The sequence below is a fragment of the uncultured Methanobrevibacter sp. genome, assembly GCF_902771435.1.
Taxonomy (GTDB): domain Archaea; phylum Methanobacteriota; class Methanobacteria; order Methanobacteriales; family Methanobacteriaceae; genus Methanocatella.
The window spans coordinates 30,161-55,918 of sequence record NZ_CACXXB010000008.1 but is presented as its reverse complement, the minus strand read 5'-3'; the positions used below and the strand labels follow the sequence as shown (position 1 = coordinate 55,918).

The window sequence follows — 25,758 nt, the reverse complement described above, 5'->3', positions numbered from 1 at the left end:
GTCATTAATATGAAAGGAAAATTAGCAGTTATTTGTTTGTTATTATTTATTTTATGCTCAATTTCAACAGTATATGCTGAAAATACTAATGACACTCAAATAATGCAGGAAAATAATGCGCTTGATAATTTGGAAGCAAGCGAAGATGCAATACTGATGGACACCTCAGACGATCTTCAAAAAATTATAAATTCCGCATCCGATGGTTCAACAGTGACTTTAAACAAAAGTTACACCATATCAAATCGCATAAACATTGATAAGTCAGTAACCATTAATGGTGGTGGAAACACAATAGACTGCAGTAAAGCTTCAGTCAGGTCATCAAGCGGACACATCACCCTAAAGAATTTGAAGTTTGCAAATGGAAATGCAGACAATGGTGCAGCAATATACATTACAGGTTCGGCTAAATACACCATTATAAACTGTACTTTCACAAACAACAAGGTAAACAATTTTGGAGGAGCAATATACAATAATGTCGTTGATACATTGACTATCACAAACTGTAAGTTCACAGGTAATGAAGCAAACTCATATGGAGGGGCAATATATTCCAAAGGAAATATGGTCATTGACAAATCTGTTTTTGAAAATAATCATGGAAAAGACAATGGAGGAGCCATTTCATGTGAAAAATCAGCAGAAATTTCAAATTCAGTATTCACATCAAATAAAGTAGTAGACTTTAGGATGGACTCATATGGTGGAGCAGTTTATGCGAAAAAAGATTCATTTTTTGATAATTGTACTTTTAGAGAAAATAGTGCAACCAAAGGAGGTGCAATTTATTCTTCTTCTGATTTCATAATTGAAAATTCACATTTCATTAAAAATACTGCAAATCAAGGAGGAGCAATCAAAGCAGGTAATGATAATCACATCTATATTGAAAACACAACATTCAAACAGAACTCTGCAAAATCAAATGGCGGAGGAGCAATATACTCAAACAAATGGATACATATAGGCAATTCCATTTTTGAACTAAACACTGCAAACAATAAGGGAGGCGCCATTGAAACCGATTACATCCAGTTCAGCGGAACAAACAGATTCATAAACAACTCCGCAAACGATCACGGTGGTGCAGTCTACACTGATAAAATTGGTGACACCAATAATAATCTTATATTTAACGGAAACCATGCAGACAAAGATTTTGGTGGTGCAATCTACATCAACAAGAAATCAGGTAACGTGAAATTCTCATCATCCATATTTACAAACAACCATGCAAATGCAGGTGACGGAGGAGCCATATACTCAGACAGCAGTTCAACAAATCTCGAGTTTTACAACTGTACTTTTGCATCAAACTATGCAGCAGGCGGAAAAGAGAAACGTTACGGAGGAGCTGTACGTTCCTGCGGCAATGTCAAAGTGAATAACTGTACATTCAAGGACAACTGGGCTGAAAACTATGGCGGAGCAATTTATACAAGTACAATAAATGAGATTAAAAATTCAGTATTCCTTTCAAATCAGGTTAAAAATGGTGGAACCCGTTACGGAGGAGCAATATATGTCAACAATGCATGCACCATGACAATTTCCGGAAATTATTTCGAAAAGAACGGTGGAGGATCACGTGGAGGAGTTCTCTATACCGATTCCAAAAATGCCCATTTGAAATTGACAAACAATGCATTCATTGAAAATTCAGCTAGCGACCAAGGTGTTTCAGTATTCCATAGCGGTTACTATGATGACATTTCAAATAACTGGTGGGGCATGAATGGAGCTAAAATCGGAAACCAGCTAAAAGAATACCACACCGTTGGAAGCAACTCAGATAAAAACGACGGAAAACCACTTGTAGTTTCTCTGGTTGCCGATAAAAACATTTACAGCAGCATCAAGACCACAATAAAGGTTTCATTTACTGGTGCTGCCCCATATTATGTTTTAGACACATTAAAATATTCATCAAACAAAAACGGAACATTCATAACCAAAAAAATCAATTCAGACTCATTGGAATTGATTTATGTTCCAAATGAGAACGGAATCCATAAAATCGATTTCACAATCAACTCACAAAAGCTATCATGTGACTTGAATGTTACCTACATCAGCGTTTACGGTTATGACATTCAAAAAATCTATGGTGATAATCAGCTATACTCCGCAGTATTCAAAGACAAAAACGGCAAATATTTACCTAAAGGAACCAAAGTGACTTTTAACGTTAACAATGCCAACCATGTCCGTGAAATTATAGACAATGATGGTGTTGCGATATTGAATGCTAATTTGGAGCCTGGCCAATACACAGTTAAAGCAATAAACAATGTTACTGGCCAATCATACACAAATAAGATTACAGTATCTAAAAGAAATGCAATATACAACATCTATGACCCATACATTATACAGCTCAATGCTTCAGCCAACAAAACTGTAACATTCAAGGTTGGAGGAAAAACATTTACAGGCCTTACCACCAAAGAAGGTTTAGCACACTTCATATTGAATGTGACAGCAGGCAACTACACTGTTGAAACAACATTTGCAGGAAAAACCTTTAAGGATTTCATTACTGTAACCAATAAGTATGCAATCCTAGATTTGGGCCTTAAAGGCACATCCTACGGTGCATTGTTGCCAGTGTATGCAAATGAAACATTTACTAAGGCAAGCGATGCTGCAATGTATTCCGTTCTTGGCAAGGATACCTACAGATATATTATGGGAACTGGTGAAGCATTTATTCTGTATAATGTCACAGTTTCCAATTCACAGGAACTTACTGAAGTTTTAAGAAAAATGGCAAGTTCAGACTACAAGGTGGACGTTACCACCATAAATCTCAAAAAGAACACATATAAGGTAACTGAGAACTTCTGGAGAGACAGCGAATGGTATTACCTTGTTCATTTGACCCACGGTTCATTAATCATTCACGGTAACGGTGCAACAATTGAGGATAACTATAAACACAATTTCATGAGTTTGGATTCAAATACAAGAGTCATGGTAGATAATCTTGAATTCAAAAAATTCTACAGAGTATTTGCAAATGCAGGGGAAGTGTATAGTGAAAAATGTACATACACAGAAAATAATGCTAAATTCTGGGCCACTAAAACTCGGGGTTCAGTAATCCACAACATGAATAAGGCAACATTCAATAATTGCATATTCAATGGAAACGACAACGGTGGAAACCGCGAATACAATGATGGAGGAGTTTTATATGCGGATACAAATTCCTTGACAGACTTCATCAAATGCAGCTTCAAAACAAAAGACGATAATGTTCGTGCAGTTGCAAAGAGTATGGTTGTCATTTATGACGATGACTGGAATGCATTTGAACATGTTGAGAAAAACGGTTACTTTGATTATAATGCTTCCCTATGCAAAATGACACTAAATAGTTTAACCAAAAATATGACTAAAACTTTCCATATCTCCGATATGAATGGATTTAATAATTTCAGGGAATGGCTGGACGGTTCGAACGATGCAACATTGTTCAACGTGACATTAGATAAAGGAGAATACATTATATCTGCTGATGAACTTAAAAAATATAGAGACAAATATGACTGGCGCAGTGCAATATCAGATCCTTCAGTAATAATGATTGTATGGGACCGCAGCTATTTGGACATCAAATCCAAACCTGTAATCATTAACGGTAATGGAGCTACAATAAAACTGACCGGAAACGATGCATCTGATGATTATCATTTCGCATACGTTCCAAACTACGGTTCCCTAACCTTGATAAATATGACCCTGTCCGGATTCAATACTGCCATCCTGAATTACGGTACATTCACAGCTATCAACTGTACCTTTAAAGACAACATAATACATCATAAAATAAAAATTGGAGACTATGGAGGTGCAATAAGAAACTTTGGTAATGTGTACTGCTATGATTCACTATTCAAGGACAATGGGGCCAATAAGGGTGGAGCTTACTACAGTATTGGAAAATCTGCAAAGGGAGTATTCTACAATTGCCAGTTCACAGGAAATGTAATCAAATCAAATTTAGTTTGGAAAAACAATGACAAAAATGATTTTGATATTGAAATGTTATCCGTAGCTAGGCTGGTCAACTGTAAAGGATTGTCTCCATCTACAATAAAGACTGAAGATGAAGGAATATACCTGCTTAGGGAAAGCCTCAACAATACAGTTTACAATGTGGTTGTGGATAATTTGGCGTCCCTGATGAGAGCTTCTAAAGTAGTTAATGGAAATACCAAATATGACATCATGAACATTACCTTGGTTAAAGGAGATTACGGTACCGTACCTAACTCCCAAAGCTTATTCAAGGTAGATTACGGACTACTGATTATTAATGGAGCAGGCGCTAGAGTATTTGTTCAAAATCAAAAAGATGACGACACCACACAATTCCTAACAACAACTACCCGCGCAAATGTCCAAATCAATAATCTGACCGTGGAAGGATTCAACATTGCCATTGAAAATAAGGGCAAACTAACAATTACAAACTCCATATTCAACAATAATAAAGTTGACTATAAATACAAGTCAGATTATGGAGGTGCAATAGTAAATAACGGTTTACTGAGCGTATTTAACTCCACATTCACAAACAATTACGCCAAATATGGTGGAGCAATATATACCACCGGATCCGCTAAAGTCATCATGTCCATATTTAAGGACAATACCGGTTATTCTTCAGTCCCTAATTTGAAAACAAAAATAGACATTTACAATAATGACGGTTCCCTTGAAGACGTCGTCATATTTGGAAATAAACACAACAACTATGAAAACCATCCAATGGCTTCATGGGTAAGGGATGTGACGGAAAGTGGTTTTACCTTACTTATCCTGTCAGCCAGTTTAGGAACCGGATGGTATTTTGCAGCTGCAGAGTATGTGGCAGCCCCAATAATTTCAATGGGCATCAACGCTGTTGTCGGAGGGGTTTTAGGTGGAGCTTATGGTTTAATATATTCAAGTGACCATCAGGATTACAGTACCTTCTGGAGCCATGTATTGAAAGGTATCGGAAGCGGAATACAATTCACACCATTAGGCGGTGCAATGAATGGTATCAGCGGAATTAATGCAGGAAATTACATAAAGATTGCATTAAATCAACTTTATACTAAAACAGCAGCAAAAGGAGTTAATTCCCTTAAATCCGTTGCGGATCATTACCAAAATGAAGACAAACTTGTATACTTTACTTAAATGGACTTCTCGCCTTTGACTGGCGAGACTTTCATTACTTTTTTTATTTAAATAAACATTTTTGCAGTAGCAATGCGCTTTTAAAAATTTTAAATACTATTAACCATATAAATATATCTTGATAATTCATTTTTATTGGAATTAATTATGGTGATTTTATGACTGATAAAGTACTTTTAGCATTCAGTGGAGGACTTGACACCTCCGTTTGTGTTAAATTATTAGAAGAAAAATACAATGTAGAAGTTATTACCGCATGCGTAGATGTTGGACAGGGCGAAGAAGAAATGGAAAAAGCAAAAGAAAGTGCAGCTAAAATTGGAGGATTAAAACACTACAATATAGATGCTAAAGAAGAATTCGCCAACGAATACATCGCACGTGGAATCAAAGCAAATGCCGAATATGAAGGATACCCATTAAGTACTGCTTTTGCAAGACCATTAATTGCTCAAAAACTTGTAGAATTAGCTGAAAAAGAAGGAGCAACTGCAATTGCTCATGGTTGTACTGGAAAAGGAAACGACCAATTCAGATTTGAAGCAATTATCCTTGCAATGTCCGATTTGGATATCATTGCACCAATCAGAGAAATGAACTTAACAAGAACCGAAGAAAAGGCATATGCCGAATCAAAAGGAATCGAGTTAACTTATGATAAAATTTACAGTATCGATGAAAACCTCTGGGGAAGAGCAATTGAAGGGGATGTCTTAGAAGACCCTGCAAATGAACCTCCGGAAGATATCTACGAATGGACCGCCTCTTGGGAAGATGCTAAAGATGAACCGGAAAAAGTATCTATCGAATTTGAAGAAGGTGTTCCTGTAGCCATTAACGGCGAAATGATGCCATTGATAGATATCATCATCAAATCAAATGAAATTGCAGGATCCCACGGAATCGGTAGAGTAGACACAATTGAAAACAGAATGATTGGTATTAAAAGTAGGGAAATATATGAAACCCCTGGTGCAAAATTATTGATTGCAGCTCACCAAGCATTAGAAGAACTGGTTTTAACTACTGATGAGTTAAGATTTGCAGAATACATGTCCGGACTCTACGCAGACCTTGTTTACAGAGCACTCTGGCAAGAACCTTTAAGAGAAGACCTTGACCAAGCAATCGACAATATGCAAGAAAGAGTAAGTGGAGAAGTTGTAATGAAACTGTTCAAAGGTTCAATCCAACCAATATCCAGAAAATCTCCATTCAGCTTACACAGCATAGAACAAATTACATTTGAAGACAAAGAAACTGACCAGAGAGACGTTGAAGGTATGATTAGATACCACGGTCTTCAAGCTGCAAATTATCAAAAATTAAACAGATAGCTTTTATGCTATCCTTTTACTTCTTTTTTTGTATCGCTTCTGCGAAATATTCATTGAAAAATCCTCGATTATAGTCAAACAGCTGTTTGAAACTTGAATCTATAATATACATCACACAGTAATCATCACTGTCACGAATTCCCCTACCATAAGCCTGCATCAGTGCCATTACCGTCTGGTAGTAAAACCATTTGGGGTCCAAATCCCTCCTGTATTTTACCTGCTCATTTAATTGAGGATAAGGAACTTTAAATACTATCTGAAATCTGCACAAATCACCCTTGAAATCAACACCATCTTTAATGGAGGCCCCAATAAGAATTATATTTTCTTTCGATTCTGTAAATTCCTTTAAAGTGCGATTTCTATCCTCACCACCGACAAACATGAGATTATACTCCCTTAACTGGTCAATAATCCAAAATGCCTGCTCATTACTTGAAGTATGTATTACTCCCTTTTCGTTTTTATGCATATTCAATATTTCTTTAATTTTTTCGATGGCTCTTTTATTTTTCCATTTTGGAATTCCTCGCCTAAATCCACTCATTCTACCTACAAAATCAACATATATCGGTCTTTTAGCCACATCAAAGGGACTTTTTTCATAAATGTAATAAGTTTCATCAGGATTTATGTTATTCCACTCACAAAACTTATCCTTGCTTCCAAGAGTTCCGGTTAAAAATATGCAGACATTTCCCAATTTCAATAGATTTTGAGTATCATCCAAAACAGAATATGGTTTAAATTCGGCCGAAATATCCATGGCATTATTTACAATGGTGTTTTTATCTGGCAGGTCAATTATTAGCTCCTTATGCAACAGTCCCAAAGAAATAGATGCAAAAGACTTCATGTCCTGCTCAAGATTTTGCTTTTCAATATAGTCAAAATTAGAATATTTGGAGGGATTGCTTTCAAATTCATCCAAAGTGACCTGAACAGACTTATCGGCATCGCCTTCAATTTTTTTAATTCTTTTTTTACATTCCTTAATCAAATCGTCACACAATTCAATCCAGTAATCAGGATTTCTTTTCAATTCGTTGATTGATTTTGTACCATACATCAACGGTTCAAAAATATCAATACCGAATTTGGTTGAAATATATTCCCTGTTCAATTCAGATGATGACAGCATCAACATTTTACGTTCCAGATTATGTGCCTCATCCAAAATAAGCAATTCACGAGAATCCAAAAGGGGATTTGCTACACCTGCATAGAATAAATAATCATAATTTGTAATTACATTTTTAGCTTCCACCGCTTTTTTAAAAGCCATATTATAGTCGCAGTCACTGCATTTCCTTAAATTATATTCCGCCTTAATGCAGAAGTCACAGTTGCCCTTATAGTTGCATTTGTAGTTTCCACGACCTTTTATTTCAACAAGCATATCTCCAAAATCATCAAGATACTGTTCCTGAAGTTGTTTTGTCATTGTAAGGATATATGAATCATCATACATATTTGCAAGCGTTGTAGCGATTGCAGATTTTCCAATACCGGTTCCTGCTTCAAGAATAATATATTTATATCCCTCACCAATAGCCCAATTGATTTTATTTATAAGCTTGATTTGGCTATTTCTTGGGTAATGTCCTTTAAGCGACCAGTAAACCATCCAATCAAGATTTGAATTAATGTTTTCCAATTAAATCCCCACAATTTTAATAACAACTTTATAATAACTATTATGTTGAAAAAATATTTAAAAGTTTATCACATACAATTAATCATGTCCAAAATTAACGAGTTACAGGAAATCATCGACTCTTCAGACAACATCGTATTTTTCGGAGGAGCCGGAGTATCAACAGAAAGCGGAATTCCCGATTTCAGATCCGAAAGCGGAATCTTTAAGAGTTTGGAAAAATATGGGGATACCCCAGAGAATTTAATTTCACATAGCTACTATTTAGACCATACTGAAGAATTTTTTGAATATTATAAGGACACCCTTGTCTTTAAGGATGCTGAACCCAATCCTGCTCATTTGAAACTTGCGGAACTTGAAAAAGCAGGAAAAATAAGAGCAGTCATTACTCAAAATATCGACGGACTTCACCAGAAAGCAGGAAGCAAAGAAGTGATGGAGCTTCATGGATCAATTCACAGAAATTATTGTCAGATTTGCAATAAAGAGTATGATCTGGATTACATTCTAGAAAGTGACGGCATTCCAAGGTGTGAATGCGGAGGAATTGTGAAACCTGATGTCGTATTATACGAAGAACCCCTGAATAATGCAGTTTTGAGTTTTGCAATTGACTATATTTCAAATGCGGAAACATTAATCATTGGAGGAACTTCACTTGTCGTATATCCTGCCGCTGGCCTGATTAATTACTTTAACGGGAAAAATCTTGTCCTGATTAATAAAAGTGAAACACCTTACGACAATGCTGCAACATTAGTCATTAACGATGCCATTGGCGAAACTCTTTCCCAAATCAAAGTCCAGTGATTCGGGAACCAAGTCAATACCGTCTAAACGATTGTCACATTTATAAACAAGGATTTCCACACCTTCATCGTAAGCTTCATTTAATGTCTGGCTGAATACAGGGTCATTTTCCCAGTTTGGTCTGAAGAAACTGCCAAGAGGATGCTGAATCAGGAAAAACACAACACATCTGTTTCCCTGTTTTTTAAGCTTAATCAGTTCTTTTAAATGTTTTGCTCCCCTTTCTGTCGGAGCATCGGGAAACCTTGCTTCACCATCGACTATTAATGTTACACCTTTGACTTCAACATAACAAGGTTCTGTTAAAAAGCTCATTCCGCAACAATCATCTTCTTCATTAGCCAAGTATATATCAATTCGTGAGTTATCTACAGTTTTTTCTCTTTGATGATGAGAATATCCGGAAAGTTCCTTTATTTTGCCATCTTTGATTGCATCATATACAATACTGTTAGCTTGCTGCGAGTAAAGTGATACCAACTCACCCCTGTTCTCAACAAAATGAAGTGAAAATTTAGTCTTGCGGTTAGGATTATCAGAAGGCATGAGCCAAACTGCAGCCCCATCAACCAAAAGCTCCTTACATCGCCCGGTATTTGGAACGTGAGCTTTCTCTAGACTGCCGTCAACTTCCACTTCCGCAATGAACCTGTTCGGACGGTTTTTAAAAATTCCTTTAACGTAATCCATTTTTAATCACAGTTCCAATGTAGGATACCAAATCTGATGCTGAAAATCCGTTTCCTTTTACTTTATATGCTTCATCGCCTGCAAGTCCATTGATGAAAACGCCTAAACAAGCACTGTCAAAAGTATTTAAACCCTGTGAGAGCAAACTTGTTGTAATTCCGGCAAGTGCATCGCCAGTTCCACCAACAGTCATTCCAGGATTTCCGGATTTATTTATTCTGAATTTGGTTCCGGACAATATCAAATCATACTGGCCCTTAACAATGACGGTTGCCTTAATTTGTCGGGAAATCTGCTGGAAGCAAGTAATATTTTCATCCACTTTTTTAAAGTCATAGGAATCAATATCCAACTTTAAATCATCATCAACATTGAAAAATGATTTGAACTCAAAAATATGTGGTGTAAGCACAATGTCATCACGATTTTTAATCAATGACATTTCAACCTGTTTCAGGCTATCAGCATCCAAAACAATTGGTTTTTTAATCTTGGTTACAAGAACATTGAATAATTTAGAGGTTTCCTCATCAATTCCGGCACCGGGGCCAATCAGTAAAGCATCTACATTTTCAGCCAGTTTTATAATTTCATCGACATGTTCAAGAGATAATTTATCGCCAGGCAGTTCCTTTACAATTAAATCAGGAGATGTTGATTTTATGGCTTGTGCCGCCTTTTCAGGTGAAGCCACATAAACCAAATCTGCACCTGCACCAATTGCAGCCATTCCCGCAATAGCAGGGGCACCGGAATAATCTTTATTTCCACCAACTATCAACAACCGACCATTATTGCCCTTATGAGAATTTACAGGTCTGTTTTTAAGTCTTAAAAAGTCACCATAATTAACAAAGTATTCAGCTTCAAATGGAATTCCGATATCTGCAGTTACAAGACCCCCAACAACTTCCTCTTCAGCATCCCTAACCCCATTTTTGATTTTATGAAAACTTATTGTATAATCCGGAATGACAGCCAAATCATCAACATTGCCTGTTAAGGGATCCATTCCTGAAGGCACATCAACACTTATCTTAATTCCCTTGGAATCATTGATGACTTCAATAGCTCTTCTGACATTTGTTTGAAGTTTGCCCTTAATTCCAGTTCCCAAAAGCCCATCAACAATAACGAATTCATTATGTCCGCTTTTGGCAACTTCACAGTCATTAATGTCAGCCAATGTTTTGAGATTATAGATGTTCAAACGTGACAGACGTGGTTTCATATTTCTCAAGATTTCCAAATTTGTTTTTGCCTCTTCTGAGTGAATGTTGTCCTTCAACATGTAAATGTCAACATCATAACCCCTATTGAGCAAGTATCTTGCAGCAACAAAACCGTCTCCACCATTTCCACCGGAACCTGTAAAAATCACGACTTTAACAGGTTTTGAAAATGTATAAACAGCAATTTTACCTACTTCTTCGGCCAGAGATTTTCCGGCAGATTCCATCAAGCATAATCTAGACAATCCTAAATATTCACAATTATAATCCGTTACCATCATGTCAATGGGTTTCATAATATCCCCCACTTTTACTCCATTCCACAAAATCTTGTATGTAGAACTACCTCAACTTTTAGAAGTTGATGATTCTTACTTCCCAGGCCGCATACTCTAATGAGCATAGGGTTAGTGTGCTATCCCCTCGCCCCAAAGGTTCAGGCAATTTTACAATATAAATGTTTTTCCTTTTTATCATTGAAAAGAAAGTTTTAACCTTCTCATTTCCATTTATTATTTTAGGCATTGTTTCTATTTAAAGTTCATCAGAGACCAATCGGTAAGCAATACACCTTTGTGCAATATCCCTAACTTATAGAAGTTATGACATTATTGCATTTTTAAGATAACCTATGATTAGATTTAAGTTTTTTGAAATTGAATATCCTCTAAAAATATTTTGAAGTTAATGTAAGTTATAGCAATATTTATATTAATATTATTAAAAAAAAATAATAATGACTCATATTGAGTTGAATAATAAACAAAAAAAGGTGAATCAAATGGATATAGGAGAAATAATTGGAGATGCATTAGCATACCCATTTCATAACATTAAAGCTTTAGTTTTATATATAGTTTTAGGAATTATTGCTGCAATTATCGGAGGAACAACAGCCATTAGTCTTGTAAGTGCTGTAGGTACAAAAGGATTATCCAGTTTTGCTCTTGGTGGGATAGGACTTATTGGAACCATCATTTTCATTATAATGCTGTTCCTGATTGAAGGATATGCACTGGACATTGTTAAATTTGGTATTGAAAGAAGAGTTGACGGTCCGGGAATTGATATAGGAAGACAAGTTTCAAATGCTATCAAATTAATTGCTGTTGATATTGTATACTACATTGTCCCAGCGGTTATCATTTTTGTTTTAGGATTTATATTCCAAGAGTGGATTTTAAGCATAATCAGCATAATCTTACTTATCGTATTTGCTTTAGCAAACTTCATGGCCAGATGCAGATTAGCAAAAACCGACAAGTTAGGTGATGCTTTAGCTATAGGAGAAGCTATCGGAGACATATCCAGAGTAGGTATTATTAAACTTATTGTGACTGTCATTCTTGTTTTTATTATAGCAATAGTCATTATGTTTATTGTTAGTTTTATTGCCACTGTAAATGATTTAGTCGGCGACATATTATTCGGTATCGCTTTAGTTTACTTAATATTCTTCTGCCACAGAGCTATTGGTTTATTATACTCTGACGTATAATCAAACCACTCTTTTTTTATTTTTTTATAATCACAAATCATATACTATTTTTTCAAAATTGTCTATACCTTTAAATTAAATCATTTCATATAAATATAAATAATCTTAACTTAAGGAAAAATTACATGAGAAAAATAACATTGAAATTCCTGAAAAAATTAGCAACAAAATACGTGACAAGCGGAGTCCTATTAATTATTGGGCTGTTCATTTATGGAATTGTCGGGTCATATCTAGTAATGGATTTGAATTTGCTCGATTCAATTTATTATTCAGTGAGTACAATGGCAACTGTGGGTTATGGAGACTATATTCCAAAAACTGGCCCCCAAAAGATATTTGCAACAACATTAGCTATTGGAGGCGTTGCACTGCTTGCTTATGTATTTAATATTATCCTGACAAATTTCCAAGAGAGAATGGAACAATTTTCAAAAGGAGCTATAAAAATGAGAACTATAAAAAATATGGACGATTATTTTATTCTTTGCGGTTATGGAAGAGTGGGAAAAGTAGTTCTTAATGAATTAATGCAAAGAAATCAGAACGTTATTGTAATTGACAAGGACAAAGAGGTTTGTGAAAATATTAAGGAGAAGAATAATGTTGTTGTGATTAATAAAGATGCAGTTGAAAATGATTATATTACAAAATTTGTTAATGAACAATGCAATAGCGTTATTTTATGTACCGGAAATGATGTAACCAACTTATTTATTGTATTGACAATACGTGAAACCAATCCCGATGCATGGATTGTTGCACGTGCTAGCAAAGTTGAAAATATTTCAAAACTCAGAAAAGCAGGGGCCGATAAAATAGTATCTCCTGAAATAATTGGAGGACAGGACCTTTATTTTGAATCCACAAGACCCCACCTATTGAAAATAACTGTAAAACACACCTCAGATGAAATTTTTGATGAATTTAAAATAATAGCCAAACACGGATGTACCCTGGAAAACATTGAATATCATCTTCCAGGAATTGAAACTCCCCTTATCCGCCAAATCAAAACAATGAGTCTGACAGACGGTATGAAATATCAAAATTATTTGAAAACACATGATGACCAGAAACAGGCCTTGGACAACTTATACAAAAACACAAACAATATCCATTCCCATTTAATTTCAGGACCCGATAAACACACTTTTGATAAATTAACAAGAGATTTGGAGAAAGTAGAAGAGATTATAGGAATAAATTTATCCAATGAAGAAATAGCTAAAATGACCAGTAAAAACATTGAAAATTAAAAAAAGAATAATAGAGTAGAAAACTACTCTTTACTATATATTTTGGTCAGCTGTGGCATTTTCAAGTTCGCCTTCCTCAGCTTGAGGTTCACTCGGCTGCAGTTCTACGGGTTCCGGCGGCGCATAGATAATAATATTGCTTTTAGCAGAAATCAGATACTTGTTATTGGCCGGATTTATGGCAACCTTATATTCACCAGCTAATAAATTCTTAGTATTAAGCTTTGCAACACCATTCTTATCTGTTTTAATCGTATAAACCTTTAAGAACTTTGATTTGTAAACTTTAACCTTAATTCTAAGATTGGAAATCGCTTTTCCTGTTTTTTTGTTTTTGACACTTACTTTGAAATACATGGTTTTATTAGCCGTGTTGTTTACAGTTGGAGCCTTTATCGTAGTTGGAGTCTTGATTAGCTTATCAATGTTTCCAAAGTAAAAAGATCCTAAACGCATTGAGTTAGGACATTTAGGAAGCTTATATCCCGGTATATGATTATTTACAAACTTGATACTATCCACATACGATGCAGACGATACTCCAACGTACCTTCCATTATCATTTGCAGCATGCACAGTTATTCTGGAAGTTGTTTCAAAGTTTTTAGATGTGGCAGCTTTCCAATGGAAAACTACAATTTGTCTTCTATATATTCCATAGTGGTCAGTTGCACCTACTTTGATTGCAACTTTAGCAGGATTTGTTCCGAACTGCGCATAAGTTCCACGACGATGATAAGATTGGAAATTTGGATTACATAAATATTCACCAGGTTTCAATTTACCTGTTATGATAGATCCCTGCCATATTACTGCAAAGCGTCCATCTGGAGCCTTAATGGAAAAGTGTCCGAAGTTAGCCCAAATTTTATATCTTTGAATCTTTCTTAAGTTTTCCATTTTGATTTTGTTTGACTTTATCATGTCGGCTGCGAGCCTTTCCATATCGCGAATGGAGCTTCCTCCGTCAAGGCCTCCATTACCCATCATCCAGCCGTCAGAAGTAGCTATCAAATGACAGAAATAATCTCCAGAATATTTGAAATGTTTAACTGCAGTTCTACCATACCATTTTTCAGTATTGACCTGAATAAGGGCTGAACCAGTATTATCACGTCTGAAACCGCCAACTGATTCATATTTACTTACCTGAACATAAAAAGAACAGCAATCCTCATCTGTTGAAGAATTAACCTTTAAGGTTGCTTTACTTTTAGAATTCTTGTTTGAAATAAATTTCTTATTTTTTGAATCTTCAATTTGAGTATAAACTTTATACAGTCCTATTTTTAAATGTTTATTCAACGTAGCTGTTCCGTTTTCGTTAGTTACCCTATAATACTGCCTATATTTTTTTGTTTTATAAGAATATACTTTAAATAATACTTTAATACCATTAATTGGAGTGTTAGTTACTTTATTATATACTTTTGCTGTAAAAAATTTATCAGAGCCCAAATATGTTGAATAATCACTAGTTTTAATGACTACAGGTATTTTTTTAATGTCTATATTGGCATTCATGGCCGAATTTGCATAAACATCATCACCTGCAAAATTAATTAACGCATTATAACTACCTGGCTTTAAATTTAGCGGCAATTTCACACTGCCGTCAGAATCAGTAGTTTCATTATATGTTTTTCCATTTAAAAATATGGATAAACTCTTATTTTGAATAGGACCATTACTGTCGTCCTTCAAGTATGAAACCAATACGTTATTCTCCTTATAATATGAACTAATGTTCACGGATTCTATTTTAGTATTGACCTTCTCATCGTTTAGTGATTGATGAGAATCTTCAAGTGAAAAATCATCAGAAACAGAAATCTCATTTTCTAAAATAGCATCTGAATTAAGAGACATATCAGTTACATTATCAGAAGCATATACAGCACCAAAACTTAATATGAAAAACAAGACTGCGGAAATGATAATTAAATTTCTTTTAAGCATCATTTCACCTCCCAATATACCTCCGATTTAAAAAAAATTAAGAGAAGAGAGTGAAAACTCTCTAGAATAAATCGTGTAAGTTCATGATGTAAGAACCTAATTTACCTTCAAAGTTACCTGCGGAAATTTCAAGTACTCCGTCAACAGCACAAGCTGCTTGGATACCAGCTTTCATAGCTGCTTTTACAGATTCTTCATCAATACCATCAATAACAATTTCAAATACACCGTCAGCATCTTCCCTGATATCTGAATCTACTTCATTTTTTAAGGTTACACACATTTTTTCGTTAGTAGATGCAGGTAAGAATGAATATTTGTTGGATCCTACTTTGGAACCGGATGCAACCATACCACCAGGGAATGGAGTGATGACACCTTCAACATTAGCAATTGCTGCAACAGCTAATTGAGCTGCTTTTACACCAGTCATTTGGTCTTTAGCTAAAATGAAGAAGTTTCCTCCAGCTACACCATCTTTGAATCCGAATGTTGATTCTACTAAGAAGTCACCGGACATGATTGGAATGGAATGTACGGTTTTACCAGCGATTTCAAGGTCTTTTTCAAATCCGTCACCGAAGTATTTGAGTTTGAAACCTGTTTTTAAGACGTCTTCTGAATCAAGTAAGTTGAATGCTGCTGCAGTAGGAGCAGTTAAAATACACATACCAATTCTTTCCATTAATTCATGATCAAGTGCTTTTTTGCCAGCGTGACAAATCATGATTGCGTAACCTGGTCTTCCGTCAGGAGTTTCATCAGCTGGTACAAAACAGTCAATACCTGCTTCTGCAGGACATCCGATAACAGAAGTTCCGTAACCGGTTGCTTCGGTTGCTGCGATTTTTGCTAATTCTTGAGTTGCTGCTGTAACTAAAATTCTAGTTACTTTAATTCCAAAACCTTCTGCATAGGTATTTTTAATATCTACATCATTAATTTGCATATTTTCACCATAAATTTTACAAAAAATTAATTTTTTGTGATAATAAAATTTATGATTATAAATTAAAATAAAGTTTTCTATTTGATTCAAAATTGTTTGAAAAATGTGAAATAACATTAACGTTTTGCCATTTGAAAATCAGTTAAAACCAAACAGCACCATATATATCCCCAAGAAAAAACCAAATCATAAATTAAAAGGCTCAATGTTAATGTAGGCAACACACAATCAAAACAAAGGAAAATATAAAAAAGAGATAAATTTAATCGGCATTATCATTTTCAACCATTTCTTCAATCTCGTCTGAAGACTTGGATGAAATCTTATCTAAGGCTGCAGATCCATAGTAAGGCATTATGACCAAACCGATTATTGTAGTCATCCAAAATGAAATCAGCCTTTCAATAACGGTTGCTGCCGCACTGACTGAAGCAGGAATCCCTGCAGCTGAATAAAATACAATCATCAACCCGTCAATAGCACCAAGACCTCCCGGAAGAAGAGGAATCATACCGACAAGACAGGCCACAATAAATACTTCCCCAATGATTATTGGATTTACACTTGCTCCAAAAGCTGAAAATACCAAATAAACCCTGAAAATTTCAAAAATCCAAATTATAAATGACAATGTGAGAGTATAAGCAAGACCTTTCTTATTTGACATTAACATCTTCATTGTCTCTTGGAAACCTTTAATGGAATTATGAATTTGATTTTCAAGCTCTTCTGAATTTTTCTTGTAAAATCTTCTGACAAGCCCTATAATCCATCCATCAACTCTTAGTCCAAAACCTGGATTAATACACATATAAATAAGGATTATCAATACTGCAACAATTGCAATGACTGCCAAAACCATTACGATAATGAGCCATAAATCAAAACTGAAAAAAAGCGCCATTGATGCGATTGTAATCGCAGCCAGAACAACAAAAGGAAATGTGTCCAAAGCCCTATCCGCAACAACAGTCGCAAAGGAATCTTCAAAACGATAGTTTTCATCGGATTGGGATAACAGATATGCCCTTACAGGTTCTCCGCCACCACGTCCGGATGGAGTGATGTTATTGACGGCAAGACTTACCAAAACCATTGGGAGCAATTTTTTAATGCTCGCATCCATACCCGCCAGTTTATTAAGGATTTGCCAACGCAAAGTATATAAAAAATAAGTAAAGACCTGAGTTACAATAGCTAGAGCTATAATCCACATATTGGCCTGTTTTAAAGCATCAATTACCTGATCGATTCCTACAAACCACAGCATTATAAGCAAAATAATGACACTTATTCCCAATAGTAAAATTGTCTTACGGTCCATAATATCAACTATTATATATTTATCTATTAATTCCTAATTACTTATAAATTTATATAGAATTTTATTCAAATTATTACAATAATGAGGTATATAACAAAATCAGATTTAGTAGTAGTTGCATTAAATTCTGGAAATTTAATGATTGGAATCGGTGCAATGTGCTTGATACCGCTGATTTTCGATTTAATTTATTTTGAATTTGATATAATAAGTTTCGTCATACCTGCAGCAATTTCAATATTATTGGGACTATTTTTTAGAGTATACCTCAAAGACCATGAGAATAAAAAAGTACGCCTTAAACATGGTATGATTCTGTCGTCATTTGCCTGGCTATGGGCGAGCATAATCGGAGGAGTTGTTTTCATGCTTGCAACAAATATGGCTCCAATCGATGCCGTTTTTGAAAGCATGTCCGCTTTGACCGGAAATGGAATGACCCTATATCCCGATGTTGAAATATTACCACACAGCGTCCTGTTCTTCAGAGCATTAGAACAATGGGTTGGAGGATTAGGAGTGGTTGTTATGATTATAAGCGTTCTGGCAAAGCCCGGGTCAATATCTTCAAAACTATACCAGTCAGAAGCACGTGACGAACGTATAAAACCGAGTGTTAAAACAACCCTGGAAAAAACATTGATAATCTATGGAATATATACACTCGGAGGAATTATTTTATATCTTCTTGCAGAAATGCCCCTATTTGATTCCATTTGCAGCACCCTTTCGATTGTCTCAACAGGGGGAATGAGCATTAAGAATGCAAATATGGGATACTACCATAACGACCTCATCTATTTCATATCAATTGTCCTGATGATTTTAGGTGCTACAAGCTTTTTGGTACACTACAATATTATCAAAACAAGAGGAAGGTCAATGATTGAAGACCTGCAATTTAAAATCATAATTACCGTTGTTTCAGCCGTTACAGTACTGCTTTATTTTGTCTCCAACATCGTTCCGATGGACCTGCTGTTTACAGTGGTTTCCGCAATCACAACAACAGGCGCAAGTGTTGCAAGCCCGACAGCAATGGGAAACTGGCCTTCATTTGTTAACATATGCCTAATGTGTCTGATGTTGACCGGAGGATCAACAGGGTCTACAGTAGGTGCAATCAAGCTTGTGAGAATGATTACCTTCTTTAAGGGAATATACAGGCATGTCCGTGAAATAATGTCTCCTGAAGGAAGGGTTGTTCCCGTCCAATTGCAGGGACGTAAAATACCTGAAAAAGCAATATCACAAGCAGGAAACTACATAACACTTTACATGATGTTTATAATGTTTACATGGGCATTATTCTGTCTATACGGCTACGATCCGTTTAAAAGCTTATTTGCGGCAATGTCACTTCAGGGAAATAACGGTCTGGAGCTCGGAATAATCACCCCTTCACTTGACCCGGTACTTAAAATTGTCAGCATGTTCGACATGTGGACAGGAAGACTGGAAATATATCCTGTATTGATCACCCTTCGTGCATTTTTCGAAATTTTTAAAAGATAGATTTATAATATTTAAAAATAAATATTGATTATTAAATGTTAAATGAGGCGATTTGATGTATGCAATTATTATGGGAGGAGGTCGTGTAGGACTTGCTCTTGCAAATTTATTAATTGATAATGGATTTGACATAACTTTAATCGAAAGTGATGAGGCATTATGCAGTGAAGTAGCAGGAGAACTTGATGCACTTGTTATCCACGGTAACGGTACCAGTTCAAAATTACTTGAAGAATCAAATATTGAAGACGCAGACTATTTTATAGCAACAACAGGTAACGACGAGGCAAACTTACTTTCATGTATCCTTGTGAGGAAATACAATGTAGAAACCATCATTGCTCGTGTAAGTAATCCAGACCACGAAGAAGCATTTAAAGAAGTGGGCATTGACCGTGTAATCAGCCCTGAAATAAGTGCCGCCAGAGATCTGGCTCAATTCGTTACAAACCCTAGAGTATCAAAATTAACAACTCTGGGCGAGGGAGATGCTGAAATCATAGAACTGACAATAACAAATGACAAGGTTGTTGGAAAACGATTTAAAGAGATATCTCCTACTAAAGATTTCATCATCATTGCCACTTATCAAAATGGAAAATTGGTGATTCCTCAACCGGACAATACCATTGCAAGGGGAGAAAAGGTATCCATCCTTGTTAAAAGAGGAACCCTGAAAAAAGTATCTAAAAAGTTAGAAAAATAAAGCTATAACATGGAATAAGACAATCTAATATGGTCTTTTCCATTTTTTTCCACTATAGGACCGTGTCCGGGATAGATATTTTTAACATCCAGTTCCATTAACCTTTCAACACTATTTTTCATGTCCTGATAGTCACCGCCGATATCCATTCTGCCAACTCCGCCACCGGCAAATATTGTATCGCCGCTAATCAGGTTTTCACCATCCCAAAGACATATTCCGCCTTTAGTGTGGCCCGGAGTATGAATAACTTTGAAATCCGCTATTTCGTCACCATCTTCAAGTTCAATATCAACTCTTGAGTTATCAGCACCATCAAAAGCAGACATGGAAGTGCCCAAGGTATCTTCATTTTTCATGGAAATTGCATCAAGCCTGTGAACGGCAATTTTAGCGTCAGGGAAAAAGTGATTTCCTCCAATATGGTCAAAATGGCAATGGGTATTGACCACCAGTTCTATGTCTTCCGGTTCAACATCATTTTCACGAAGTTTGGAAAACAGATAATCCTTATTGTGTCCTGCACCGGTATCCACTAAAATATTCTTATTGATTAAAAAGCAATTTGAATCGTAATTAAATCCTATAATAAAAACAATGTCTGACATGAAAAATAATATAATTTAAAAGTAATTAAAAGTTTTGAAAAAAAGTTTAATATGAAAATGGGGTCATAGGGATTTGAACCCCAATCCGGGGATTTCTCTTGTCTCAGTACTCCAATTGATCATCACAACGGATACTGTTCAGTTACGCGTATATTTCTTCAAAGACAACTGGAGTCCCCGATGCTGCCAGGTTACACCATAACCCCACATATAACATACAGTAATAAATATATTTTAATAATATATAAAGATTACCATTTATTCAAATTTCATTTGCCTGTCAATACCAGCTATTTCATCAATTTCCAAACCCTTTTCAAGTGCATAATCCTTTTCAACTTTATAATTGCCGTTTCTTGTTCTAGGAGTATTTTCAGGTTCTAAAAAAAGCCATTTAGTGTATTTAAACCTAACTCCAATATAAGGCTTGGCTCCAAATATTTTAGAAAATTCACACAATGCTGAAATTTGAGGCTCCTCGATATAAACCTTATCTTTAGTGGTTGTTTTAACTTCAATAGCCAAATATAACTTGCCGTTTCCAGCCACAACATCAGGAAGTGGATTTTTAGTAGCGCCACCTGAAGCTGGAGCCCTCATTGCCGCAAAATTCCTTTCCCAAAGTTTATGTACCAAATCCCTTTCTTCAGCAGATCCTTTCTTAGCCATAATAACACTCGATATCTAAAAAAATTTTTTTACAATTAATAATTTTTATTTAATAGTATATAAAAAACAAGCAAGAGCATTTGATGAGTAATATTTTAAAAAAACAGTTTTATAAATGGGGCCGGGGCCGAGATTCGAACCCGAGTCCCAGGATCCACAGTCCTGGAGGATGACCACCTACCCTACCCCGGCAGAAATACAAATAACTAAAAATATGTTAAAATGCGGGAGCAGGGATTCGAACCCTGGAAGACCTGCGTCAACAGGTCCTAAGCCTGTCCCCTTTGGCCTCTCGGGCACCCCCGCTTATGAAAAAAACAAAGGATACATAGAAACCATGAAAAATCTTAACAAATTTTTAAAATGCTCCGGCCGGGATTCGAACCCGAGTCTTCGGCTCGAAAGGCCGAAATGATTGGCCGGACTACACCACCGGAGCATACATATACAAATAAATTAATTAACATGGGCCCAATGGGCTTCGAACCCATGACCTTCCGGTTATGAGCCGGACGCTCTACCTCATCGACAGGGCTCGAACCTGTGACCAATCGGTTAACAGCCGAACGCTCTACCTACTGAGCTACGATGGCATGAGACACCCATCTAACTTAACCAAATAAAACCCATGTTTAAAAATCAAAAGACTTTAAACAGTAATAATAATTATTATTTTGATAGTATATAAAGCTTTTGGTTTTTAGTAAATTTATCCAAAAAAATGAATAAATGCTATAAATTAAATTAGACGAACTAATATATAAACTTTAAGAAACTTATATACAACCATGGATTCCAACATATTTGACCTTATTAAAAAAGCTAATGACGTTACTCTAAAAAACCATGGAAATTTAATTACCCTTGAAAGGGCCATGTTTCTATCATGGTGGTGCGATAAGGGAGACTGTGCATTTTGTTATATGTCCACTCAAAAAGATAAAATCAAAGATCCTAAAAAGGCTAGACGAAACATCAGCAACATTTATGCAGAAGCTGAAATGTGCAAACGTCTTGACTGGAATATCGAATTCCTATCCGGAGGATACGAGTCATTCACAACACAGGAAATTAAGACAATAGCCACAACAATAAAGGACATTACCGGTGATGGAGTTTGGTTAAATACTGGAATTACCGATGAATTAGGAGAATACGGTTCTGAAATAAAAGGAATCACCGGTGCCGTTGAAGTTGCAAATCCTGAAATCCACAATAGGGTTTGTCCATCCAAAAAATTAAGTGACATAAGCAACATGCTGGATGTTGCAGGAGATCTTGGATACAAAAAAGCGATAACAATAATTTTAGGTCTTGGAGAAACCTTGGAAGATACCGACTATATCATAGATTACATCAAAGACCATGAAATTGACAGAGTCATTTTCTATTCATTAAATCCCCACAAAGAAACAATTTATGCAAACTCTTCACAGCCGGCTTCACTTTATTATGCTCAAGTCGTAGCCAGAGTAAGATTGACTTTTCCGGAAATTGAAATTATCTGCGGAACTTGGATTGATAATCTTGCAAATATAGGAATATTGATTTTAAGCGGAGCCAACGGAATTACAAAATTCCCTCTTTTTAAAATGTTTGGAACCAAATATGGAAAAAGAGTTGAAGAAGAAGTCAAATGGGCAGGACGTGAACTAAAAGGAACATTCACTGACAAAAACATGTTAGGGCCGCAGGAAAGTGAAATTTCACCTGAACTGAACAAGTTTATTAAAAGATATGTAAAGGAATCATTAAAAAATAAATACTAATTTTTTTGCAAAAAACCCCCAATTTCAAAAATCTTTATAAATCCCATTAAACAAATACTATTATAATATAAAAATTAGCGATTTGGAGGAATTATTATTAGCGATGTCGATATGATGTGTGGACTTGAAATCCACGTACAACTAGAAACAAAATCAAAATTATTCTGTGATTGTCCTACAAACTATCAGGATGCACCTGCAAACTCAAATATCTGTCCGGTTTGCTTAAACCAACCAGGTGCAAAACCACACCCAACCAACGAGCAAGCATTGGAAAATGCTTTAATGATTGCTTTAATGCTCAACTGTGATATAGATCAAGACGTTACTTACTTTATGAGAAAACATTACGATTATCCTGATTTGCCATCAGGTTATCAAAGAACTTCAGTACCTATTGGAATAAATGGAGAATTAAACGGAATTAGAATAAGAGAAATACACGTTGAAGAAGACCCTGGCCAATACAAACCAAACCAAGGTATTGTAAACTTCAACCGTTCCGGAATTCCTTTAGTGGAAATTGTTACAGAACCTGATATAAAATCCCCAAAAGAAGCAAGAACTTTCTTAAAAGAATTGATTCGTGTTTTACAGTACAGTGGTGCAGCACGTGGTGAAGGTACAATGAGAGCAGACGTAAACATTTCCATCAATGGTGGAAACAGAGTGGAAATGAAAAACATCAACTCCATTACCAATGCATATAAAGCTTTAAAATATGAACTCTTCAGACAATCCAAACTTGTGGAAAGGGGAGGAACTGTTGTACAAGAAACTCGTGCATTTAAAGGCGGTTCAACCAAACCTATGAGATTGAAAGAAGATGCTGACGATTACAGATTCATAACCGACCCTGATTTGCCACCTATGCAAATCGCTGATGAAACTATTGAAAAGGTTTTAAATGTAATGCCTGAAGCGCCACACAATAAAGTAAAAAGATTTATAGAAGATTATGGACTTGACGATGAAACCGCTAAAGTATTAACTTCAGAAATTGATTTGGCTGTCGCTTATGAAGAAGTTGTAAAAGAAGTTGACCCAAAATACGCTGCACAATGGATGAGAGACGAACTCAAAAGAGTCTTAACATACAATAAATTAGATTATGCAGATAGCGGAATTTCACCAAAAAGCATTGTTGAATTATTAAACATGCTCCAATCCAAAGAAATTACTGTTAAAGCAGGTCAAAGAATCGTTGAACAAATGCCAAACAATGAAAAATCACCTAAAGCTATCGCTGAAGAATTAGGATTGCTTGGTGTTGTAAAAGATGATGAAGTTAAAGCTGCAGTAAAACAAGCAATTGAAGAAAATCCTAAAGCTGTTGACGATTATTTAGCTGGACAAAAAGCTTCCCTTAATTTCTTAGTAGGACAAGTAATGAGAATAACCCGTGGAAAAGCAGACCCTGGTGAAACTGTTAAACTCTTAAAAGAAAGCATTGAATAGGTGAAACCATGGGAAGAAATAAATCCTTTGTTAAAGATTACATGACAAAAAATGTTATTAGTGTTTCACCAGAGACCAAAACAGAGGAAGTCATCAATTTAATGAGAAAAAGCCACCACAACAGTTATCCTGTAGTTAAAGATAACAAGCTAGTTGGAATGGTAACCGCTTTTGACCTTGTCGCTAAGAAACATTGCGAATTTGTTGAAGGAATAATGACAAAAAAATTGGTTGTAGCCAATCAAGACTTATCAATTAACGATGCATCCAGAGTGATGTTTAGACGTGGAATATCCAGAATGCCTGTTGTTGATGAAAACGGAGCGCTTGTTGGAATTATCACAAACACTGATATGGTGAGGTCCCATATTGAAAGATCAACTCCGAATAAAGTAGAATACTTCAAAAAAACAATGGAACAGTTATACGGAATTCACACTACCTTAAGACATATGCGTGTTGAAACCAACAAATTGAGACCTACACAGGACAGAGTCTATGCTGACGAACTTGAAGGCAGAGCATACGAGCTTGAGAAAGGATTGGCCGAACCTGCCATCGTGGTGAAAACCGGAGACAGATGGATTCTGGTTGACGGACATCACAGAGCAGTAGCTTCAGCACAAAGAGGATATGAAACTGTTGACTCATATGTTATTGATTTAGGTCAGGACATCAAATTAGGAATGGAAAAAACCGCTGATAAGGCTGGAATTAGAACTTTTGATGATATTGAAATCATTGATGACGATAAACATCCATTAATTGCAATTACTGAAAGCATGCAGGATCAGGAATCTAAAGGTGATGACTAATGGCAGATGACAAGATTATCAGAGAGGTTTATGAGGTCCTGGAATCCAGACGCGATAATCCTATTGATTCCTATACATCAAACATCATGAAAGACAGCGATAAAAAAGCTGAAGACAAAATTCTTGAAAAAATTGCTGAAGAAGCTGGAGAAGTTCTAATAGCCTCCAAAAATGACGAAAATTTAGTATATGAATCTGTTGACTTGATTTTTCATACATTATTACTATTGGCCTACAAAGGTGTAGAGCTTGATGAAGTTTTTGATGAGTTCGAAAGAAGAAGGAAATAAATAAAATA

Annotated in this window: 20 protein-coding genes and 5 tRNA genes; 11 read left to right on the top strand and 14 right to left on the bottom strand. The window is 35.6% G+C overall.

Features of this window, described 5'->3' with window-relative positions; translation table 11 throughout:
* The first annotated feature begins 9 nt into the window (after positions 1 to 9).
* Both QZU83_RS03260 and QZU83_RS03255 read left to right on the top strand, forming a co-directional pair.
* The gene (locus QZU83_RS03260) at positions 10 to 5,199 is read left to right on the top strand and encodes a right-handed parallel beta-helix repeat-containing protein (protein ID WP_295609624.1); all 5,190 of its coding nucleotides are present in this window, start codon (positions 10 to 12) and stop codon (positions 5,197 to 5,199) included.
* Between the two features lie 158 nt (positions 5,200 to 5,357).
* Complete coding sequence (locus tag QZU83_RS03255) at positions 5,358 to 6,536, top strand: argininosuccinate synthase (RefSeq protein ID WP_295609623.1); 1,179 nt, start codon at positions 5,358 to 5,360, stop codon at positions 6,534 to 6,536.
* A 16-nt stretch (positions 6,537 to 6,552) separates the two neighbouring features.
* On the opposite strand, the gene QZU83_RS03250 is transcribed toward QZU83_RS03255, so the two are convergent.
* On the bottom strand, positions 6,553 to 8,196 hold the full coding sequence (locus QZU83_RS03250; RefSeq protein ID WP_295609622.1) for a helicase C-terminal domain-containing protein: 1,644 nt from the start codon (positions 8,194 to 8,196) through the stop codon (positions 6,553 to 6,555).
* A gap of 84 nt (positions 8,197 to 8,280) precedes the next feature.
* Here QZU83_RS03250 and QZU83_RS03245 point away from each other — a divergent pair, with 84 nt between their 5' ends.
* Complete coding sequence (locus QZU83_RS03245; RefSeq protein WP_295609621.1) at positions 8,281 to 9,009, top strand: NAD-dependent protein deacylase; 729 nt, start codon at positions 8,281 to 8,283, stop codon at positions 9,007 to 9,009.
* Here QZU83_RS03245 and sfsA read toward each other — a convergent pair.
* From sfsA to QZU83_RS03230, 3 genes are read right to left on the bottom strand one after another with little or no spacing between them, the layout of a single operon-like run.
* Positions 8,956 to 9,699 (bottom strand): DNA/RNA nuclease SfsA, encoded by a 744-nt coding sequence (gene sfsA / locus QZU83_RS03240; protein WP_295609620.1) that lies wholly within the window; start codon positions 9,697 to 9,699, stop codon positions 8,956 to 8,958. The two genes, QZU83_RS03245 and sfsA, sit on opposite strands and share 54 nt — an antisense overlap.
* Positions 9,686 to 11,227: an NAD(P)H-hydrate dehydratase gene (locus QZU83_RS03235; protein WP_295609618.1), complete on the bottom strand. Its 1,542-nt coding sequence runs from the start codon at positions 11,225 to 11,227 to the stop codon at positions 9,686 to 9,688. Before QZU83_RS03235 ends, sfsA begins: the two co-directional genes overlap by 14 nt.
* Positions 11,228 to 11,285: 58 nt before the next feature.
* Positions 11,286 to 11,456: a hypothetical protein gene (locus QZU83_RS03230; protein WP_295609617.1), complete on the bottom strand. Its 171-nt coding sequence runs from the start codon at positions 11,454 to 11,456 to the stop codon at positions 11,286 to 11,288.
* Between the two features lie 256 nt (positions 11,457 to 11,712).
* On the opposite strand from QZU83_RS03230, the gene QZU83_RS03225 reads away from it, so the two are divergent.
* Both QZU83_RS03225 and QZU83_RS03220 read left to right on the top strand, forming a co-directional pair.
* Positions 11,713 to 12,429, top strand: a complete 717-nt coding sequence (locus tag QZU83_RS03225) for a DUF4013 domain-containing protein (RefSeq protein ID WP_295609616.1) — start codon at positions 11,713 to 11,715, stop codon at positions 12,427 to 12,429.
* Between the two features lie 125 nt (positions 12,430 to 12,554).
* Positions 12,555 to 13,688, top strand: coding sequence for an NAD-binding protein (locus QZU83_RS03220; protein ID WP_295609614.1), 1,134 nt, complete (start codon positions 12,555 to 12,557; stop codon positions 13,686 to 13,688).
* A gap of 33 nt (positions 13,689 to 13,721) precedes the next feature.
* Here QZU83_RS03220 and QZU83_RS03215 read toward each other — a convergent pair whose 3' ends face one another.
* The 3 genes from QZU83_RS03215 to QZU83_RS03205 all read right to left on the bottom strand — a co-directional run bounded on the left by QZU83_RS03215 (position 13,722) and on the right by QZU83_RS03205 (position 17,920).
* The gene (locus QZU83_RS03215; RefSeq protein WP_295609613.1) at positions 13,722 to 15,650 is read right to left on the bottom strand and encodes a hypothetical protein; all 1,929 of its coding nucleotides are present in this window, start codon (positions 15,648 to 15,650) and stop codon (positions 13,722 to 13,724) included.
* A 58-nt stretch (positions 15,651 to 15,708) separates the two neighbouring features.
* Entirely contained in the window at positions 15,709 to 16,596 is an 888-nt protein-coding gene (gene fhcD, locus QZU83_RS03210; protein ID WP_295609611.1) for a formylmethanofuran--tetrahydromethanopterin N-formyltransferase, read from the bottom strand.
* Positions 16,597 to 16,858: 262 nt separating this feature from the next.
* On the bottom strand, positions 16,859 to 17,920 hold the full coding sequence (locus QZU83_RS03205; protein ID WP_295609610.1) for a UPF0104 family protein: 1,062 nt from the start codon (positions 17,918 to 17,920) through the stop codon (positions 16,859 to 16,861).
* A gap of 81 nt (positions 17,921 to 18,001) precedes the next feature.
* On the opposite strand from QZU83_RS03205, the gene QZU83_RS03200 reads away from it, so the two are divergent.
* Both QZU83_RS03200 and QZU83_RS03195 read left to right on the top strand, forming a co-directional pair.
* Positions 18,002 to 19,435 (top strand): TrkH family potassium uptake protein, encoded by a 1,434-nt coding sequence (locus QZU83_RS03200; protein WP_295609609.1) that lies wholly within the window; start codon positions 18,002 to 18,004, stop codon positions 19,433 to 19,435.
* 55 nt (positions 19,436 to 19,490) lie between these two features.
* Positions 19,491 to 20,141, top strand: coding sequence for a TrkA family potassium uptake protein (locus QZU83_RS03195; protein WP_295609607.1), 651 nt, complete (start codon positions 19,491 to 19,493; stop codon positions 20,139 to 20,141).
* A 2-nt stretch (positions 20,142 to 20,143) separates the two neighbouring features.
* Here QZU83_RS03195 and QZU83_RS03190 read toward each other — a convergent pair whose 3' ends face one another.
* From QZU83_RS03190 to QZU83_RS03160, 7 genes are all read right to left on the bottom strand, one after another.
* Positions 20,144 to 20,749 (bottom strand): MBL fold metallo-hydrolase, encoded by a 606-nt coding sequence (locus tag QZU83_RS03190; protein ID WP_295609606.1) that lies wholly within the window; start codon positions 20,747 to 20,749, stop codon positions 20,144 to 20,146.
* Positions 20,750 to 20,807: 58 nt separating this feature from the next.
* A tRNA-Trp gene (locus QZU83_RS03185) sits at positions 20,808 to 20,955 on the bottom strand.
* A gap of 52 nt (positions 20,956 to 21,007) precedes the next feature.
* Positions 21,008 to 21,418, bottom strand: coding sequence for a Holliday junction resolvase Hjc (hjc, locus tag QZU83_RS03180; protein ID WP_295609604.1), 411 nt, complete (start codon positions 21,416 to 21,418; stop codon positions 21,008 to 21,010).
* Between the two features lie 116 nt (positions 21,419 to 21,534).
* Positions 21,535 to 21,610: transfer RNA gene (locus QZU83_RS03175), tRNA-His, on the bottom strand.
* A gap of 31 nt (positions 21,611 to 21,641) precedes the next feature.
* Positions 21,642 to 21,724 (bottom strand) — tRNA-Leu (locus QZU83_RS03170).
* A gap of 58 nt (positions 21,725 to 21,782) precedes the next feature.
* A tRNA-Glu gene (locus QZU83_RS03165) sits at positions 21,783 to 21,857 on the bottom strand.
* Positions 21,858 to 21,937: 80 nt separating this feature from the next.
* Positions 21,938 to 22,010 (bottom strand) — tRNA-Asn (locus tag QZU83_RS03160).
* Positions 22,011 to 22,206: 196 nt separating this feature from the next.
* On the opposite strand from QZU83_RS03160, the gene QZU83_RS03155 reads away from it, so the two are divergent.
* The 4 genes from QZU83_RS03155 to hisE all read left to right on the top strand — a co-directional run bounded on the left by QZU83_RS03155 (position 22,207) and on the right by hisE (position 25,750).
* Positions 22,207 to 23,187, top strand: coding sequence for a radical SAM protein (locus QZU83_RS03155; protein ID WP_295609603.1), 981 nt, complete (start codon positions 22,207 to 22,209; stop codon positions 23,185 to 23,187).
* A 111-nt stretch (positions 23,188 to 23,298) separates the two neighbouring features.
* Positions 23,299 to 24,645 (top strand): Asp-tRNA(Asn)/Glu-tRNA(Gln) amidotransferase subunit GatB, encoded by a 1,347-nt coding sequence (gatB, locus tag QZU83_RS03150; protein ID WP_295609600.1) that lies wholly within the window; start codon positions 23,299 to 23,301, stop codon positions 24,643 to 24,645.
* Between the two features lie 8 nt (positions 24,646 to 24,653).
* The gene (locus QZU83_RS03145) at positions 24,654 to 25,460 is read left to right on the top strand and encodes a CBS domain-containing protein (protein WP_295609599.1); all 807 of its coding nucleotides are present in this window, start codon (positions 24,654 to 24,656) and stop codon (positions 25,458 to 25,460) included.
* A complete protein-coding gene (gene hisE, locus QZU83_RS03140; RefSeq protein ID WP_295609598.1) occupies positions 25,460 to 25,750 on the top strand; it encodes a phosphoribosyl-ATP diphosphatase in 291 nt (96 codons plus the stop codon). The genes QZU83_RS03145 and hisE overlap by 1 nt, the downstream gene beginning before the upstream one ends.
* Positions 25,751 to 25,758 lie beyond the last annotated feature (8 nt).

Excerpts from the sequence above, each read along its gene's own strand:
- QZU83_RS03260 (WP_295609624.1), top strand. The coding sequence starts at position 10 with ATGAAAGGAAAATTAGCAGTTATTTGTTTGTTATTATTTATTTTATGC.
- QZU83_RS03255 (WP_295609623.1), top strand. The coding sequence starts at position 5,358 with ATGACTGATAAAGTACTTTTAGCATTCAGTGGAGGACTTGACACCTCC.
- QZU83_RS03245 (WP_295609621.1), top strand. The coding sequence starts at position 8,281 with ATGTCCAAAATTAACGAGTTACAGGAAATCATCGACTCTTCAGACAAC.
- sfsA (WP_295609620.1), bottom strand. The coding sequence starts at position 9,699 with ATGGATTACGTTAAAGGAATTTTTAAAAACCGTCCGAACAGGTTCATT.
- QZU83_RS03235 (WP_295609618.1), bottom strand. The coding sequence starts at position 11,227 with ATGAAACCCATTGACATGATGGTAACGGATTATAATTGTGAATATTTA.
- QZU83_RS03230 (WP_295609617.1), bottom strand. The coding sequence starts at position 11,456 with ATGCCTAAAATAATAAATGGAAATGAGAAGGTTAAAACTTTCTTTTCA.
- QZU83_RS03225 (WP_295609616.1), top strand. The coding sequence starts at position 11,713 with ATGGATATAGGAGAAATAATTGGAGATGCATTAGCATACCCATTTCAT.
- QZU83_RS03220 (WP_295609614.1), top strand. The coding sequence starts at position 12,555 with ATGAGAAAAATAACATTGAAATTCCTGAAAAAATTAGCAACAAAATAC.
- QZU83_RS03215 (WP_295609613.1), bottom strand. The coding sequence starts at position 15,650 with ATGATGCTTAAAAGAAATTTAATTATCATTTCCGCAGTCTTGTTTTTC.
- fhcD (WP_295609611.1), bottom strand. The coding sequence starts at position 16,596 with ATGCAAATTAATGATGTAGATATTAAAAATACCTATGCAGAAGGTTTT.
- QZU83_RS03205 (WP_295609610.1), bottom strand. The coding sequence starts at position 17,920 with ATGGACCGTAAGACAATTTTACTATTGGGAATAAGTGTCATTATTTTG.
- QZU83_RS03200 (WP_295609609.1), top strand. The coding sequence starts at position 18,002 with ATGAGGTATATAACAAAATCAGATTTAGTAGTAGTTGCATTAAATTCT.
- QZU83_RS03195 (WP_295609607.1), top strand. The coding sequence starts at position 19,491 with ATGTATGCAATTATTATGGGAGGAGGTCGTGTAGGACTTGCTCTTGCA.
- QZU83_RS03190 (WP_295609606.1), bottom strand. The coding sequence starts at position 20,749 with ATGTCAGACATTGTTTTTATTATAGGATTTAATTACGATTCAAATTGC.
- hjc (WP_295609604.1), bottom strand. The coding sequence starts at position 21,418 with ATGGCTAAGAAAGGATCTGCTGAAGAAAGGGATTTGGTACATAAACTT.
- QZU83_RS03155 (WP_295609603.1), top strand. The coding sequence starts at position 22,207 with ATGGATTCCAACATATTTGACCTTATTAAAAAAGCTAATGACGTTACT.
- gatB (WP_295609600.1), top strand. The coding sequence starts at position 23,299 with ATGATGTGTGGACTTGAAATCCACGTACAACTAGAAACAAAATCAAAA.
- QZU83_RS03145 (WP_295609599.1), top strand. The coding sequence starts at position 24,654 with ATGGGAAGAAATAAATCCTTTGTTAAAGATTACATGACAAAAAATGTT.
- hisE (WP_295609598.1), top strand. The coding sequence starts at position 25,460 with ATGGCAGATGACAAGATTATCAGAGAGGTTTATGAGGTCCTGGAATCC.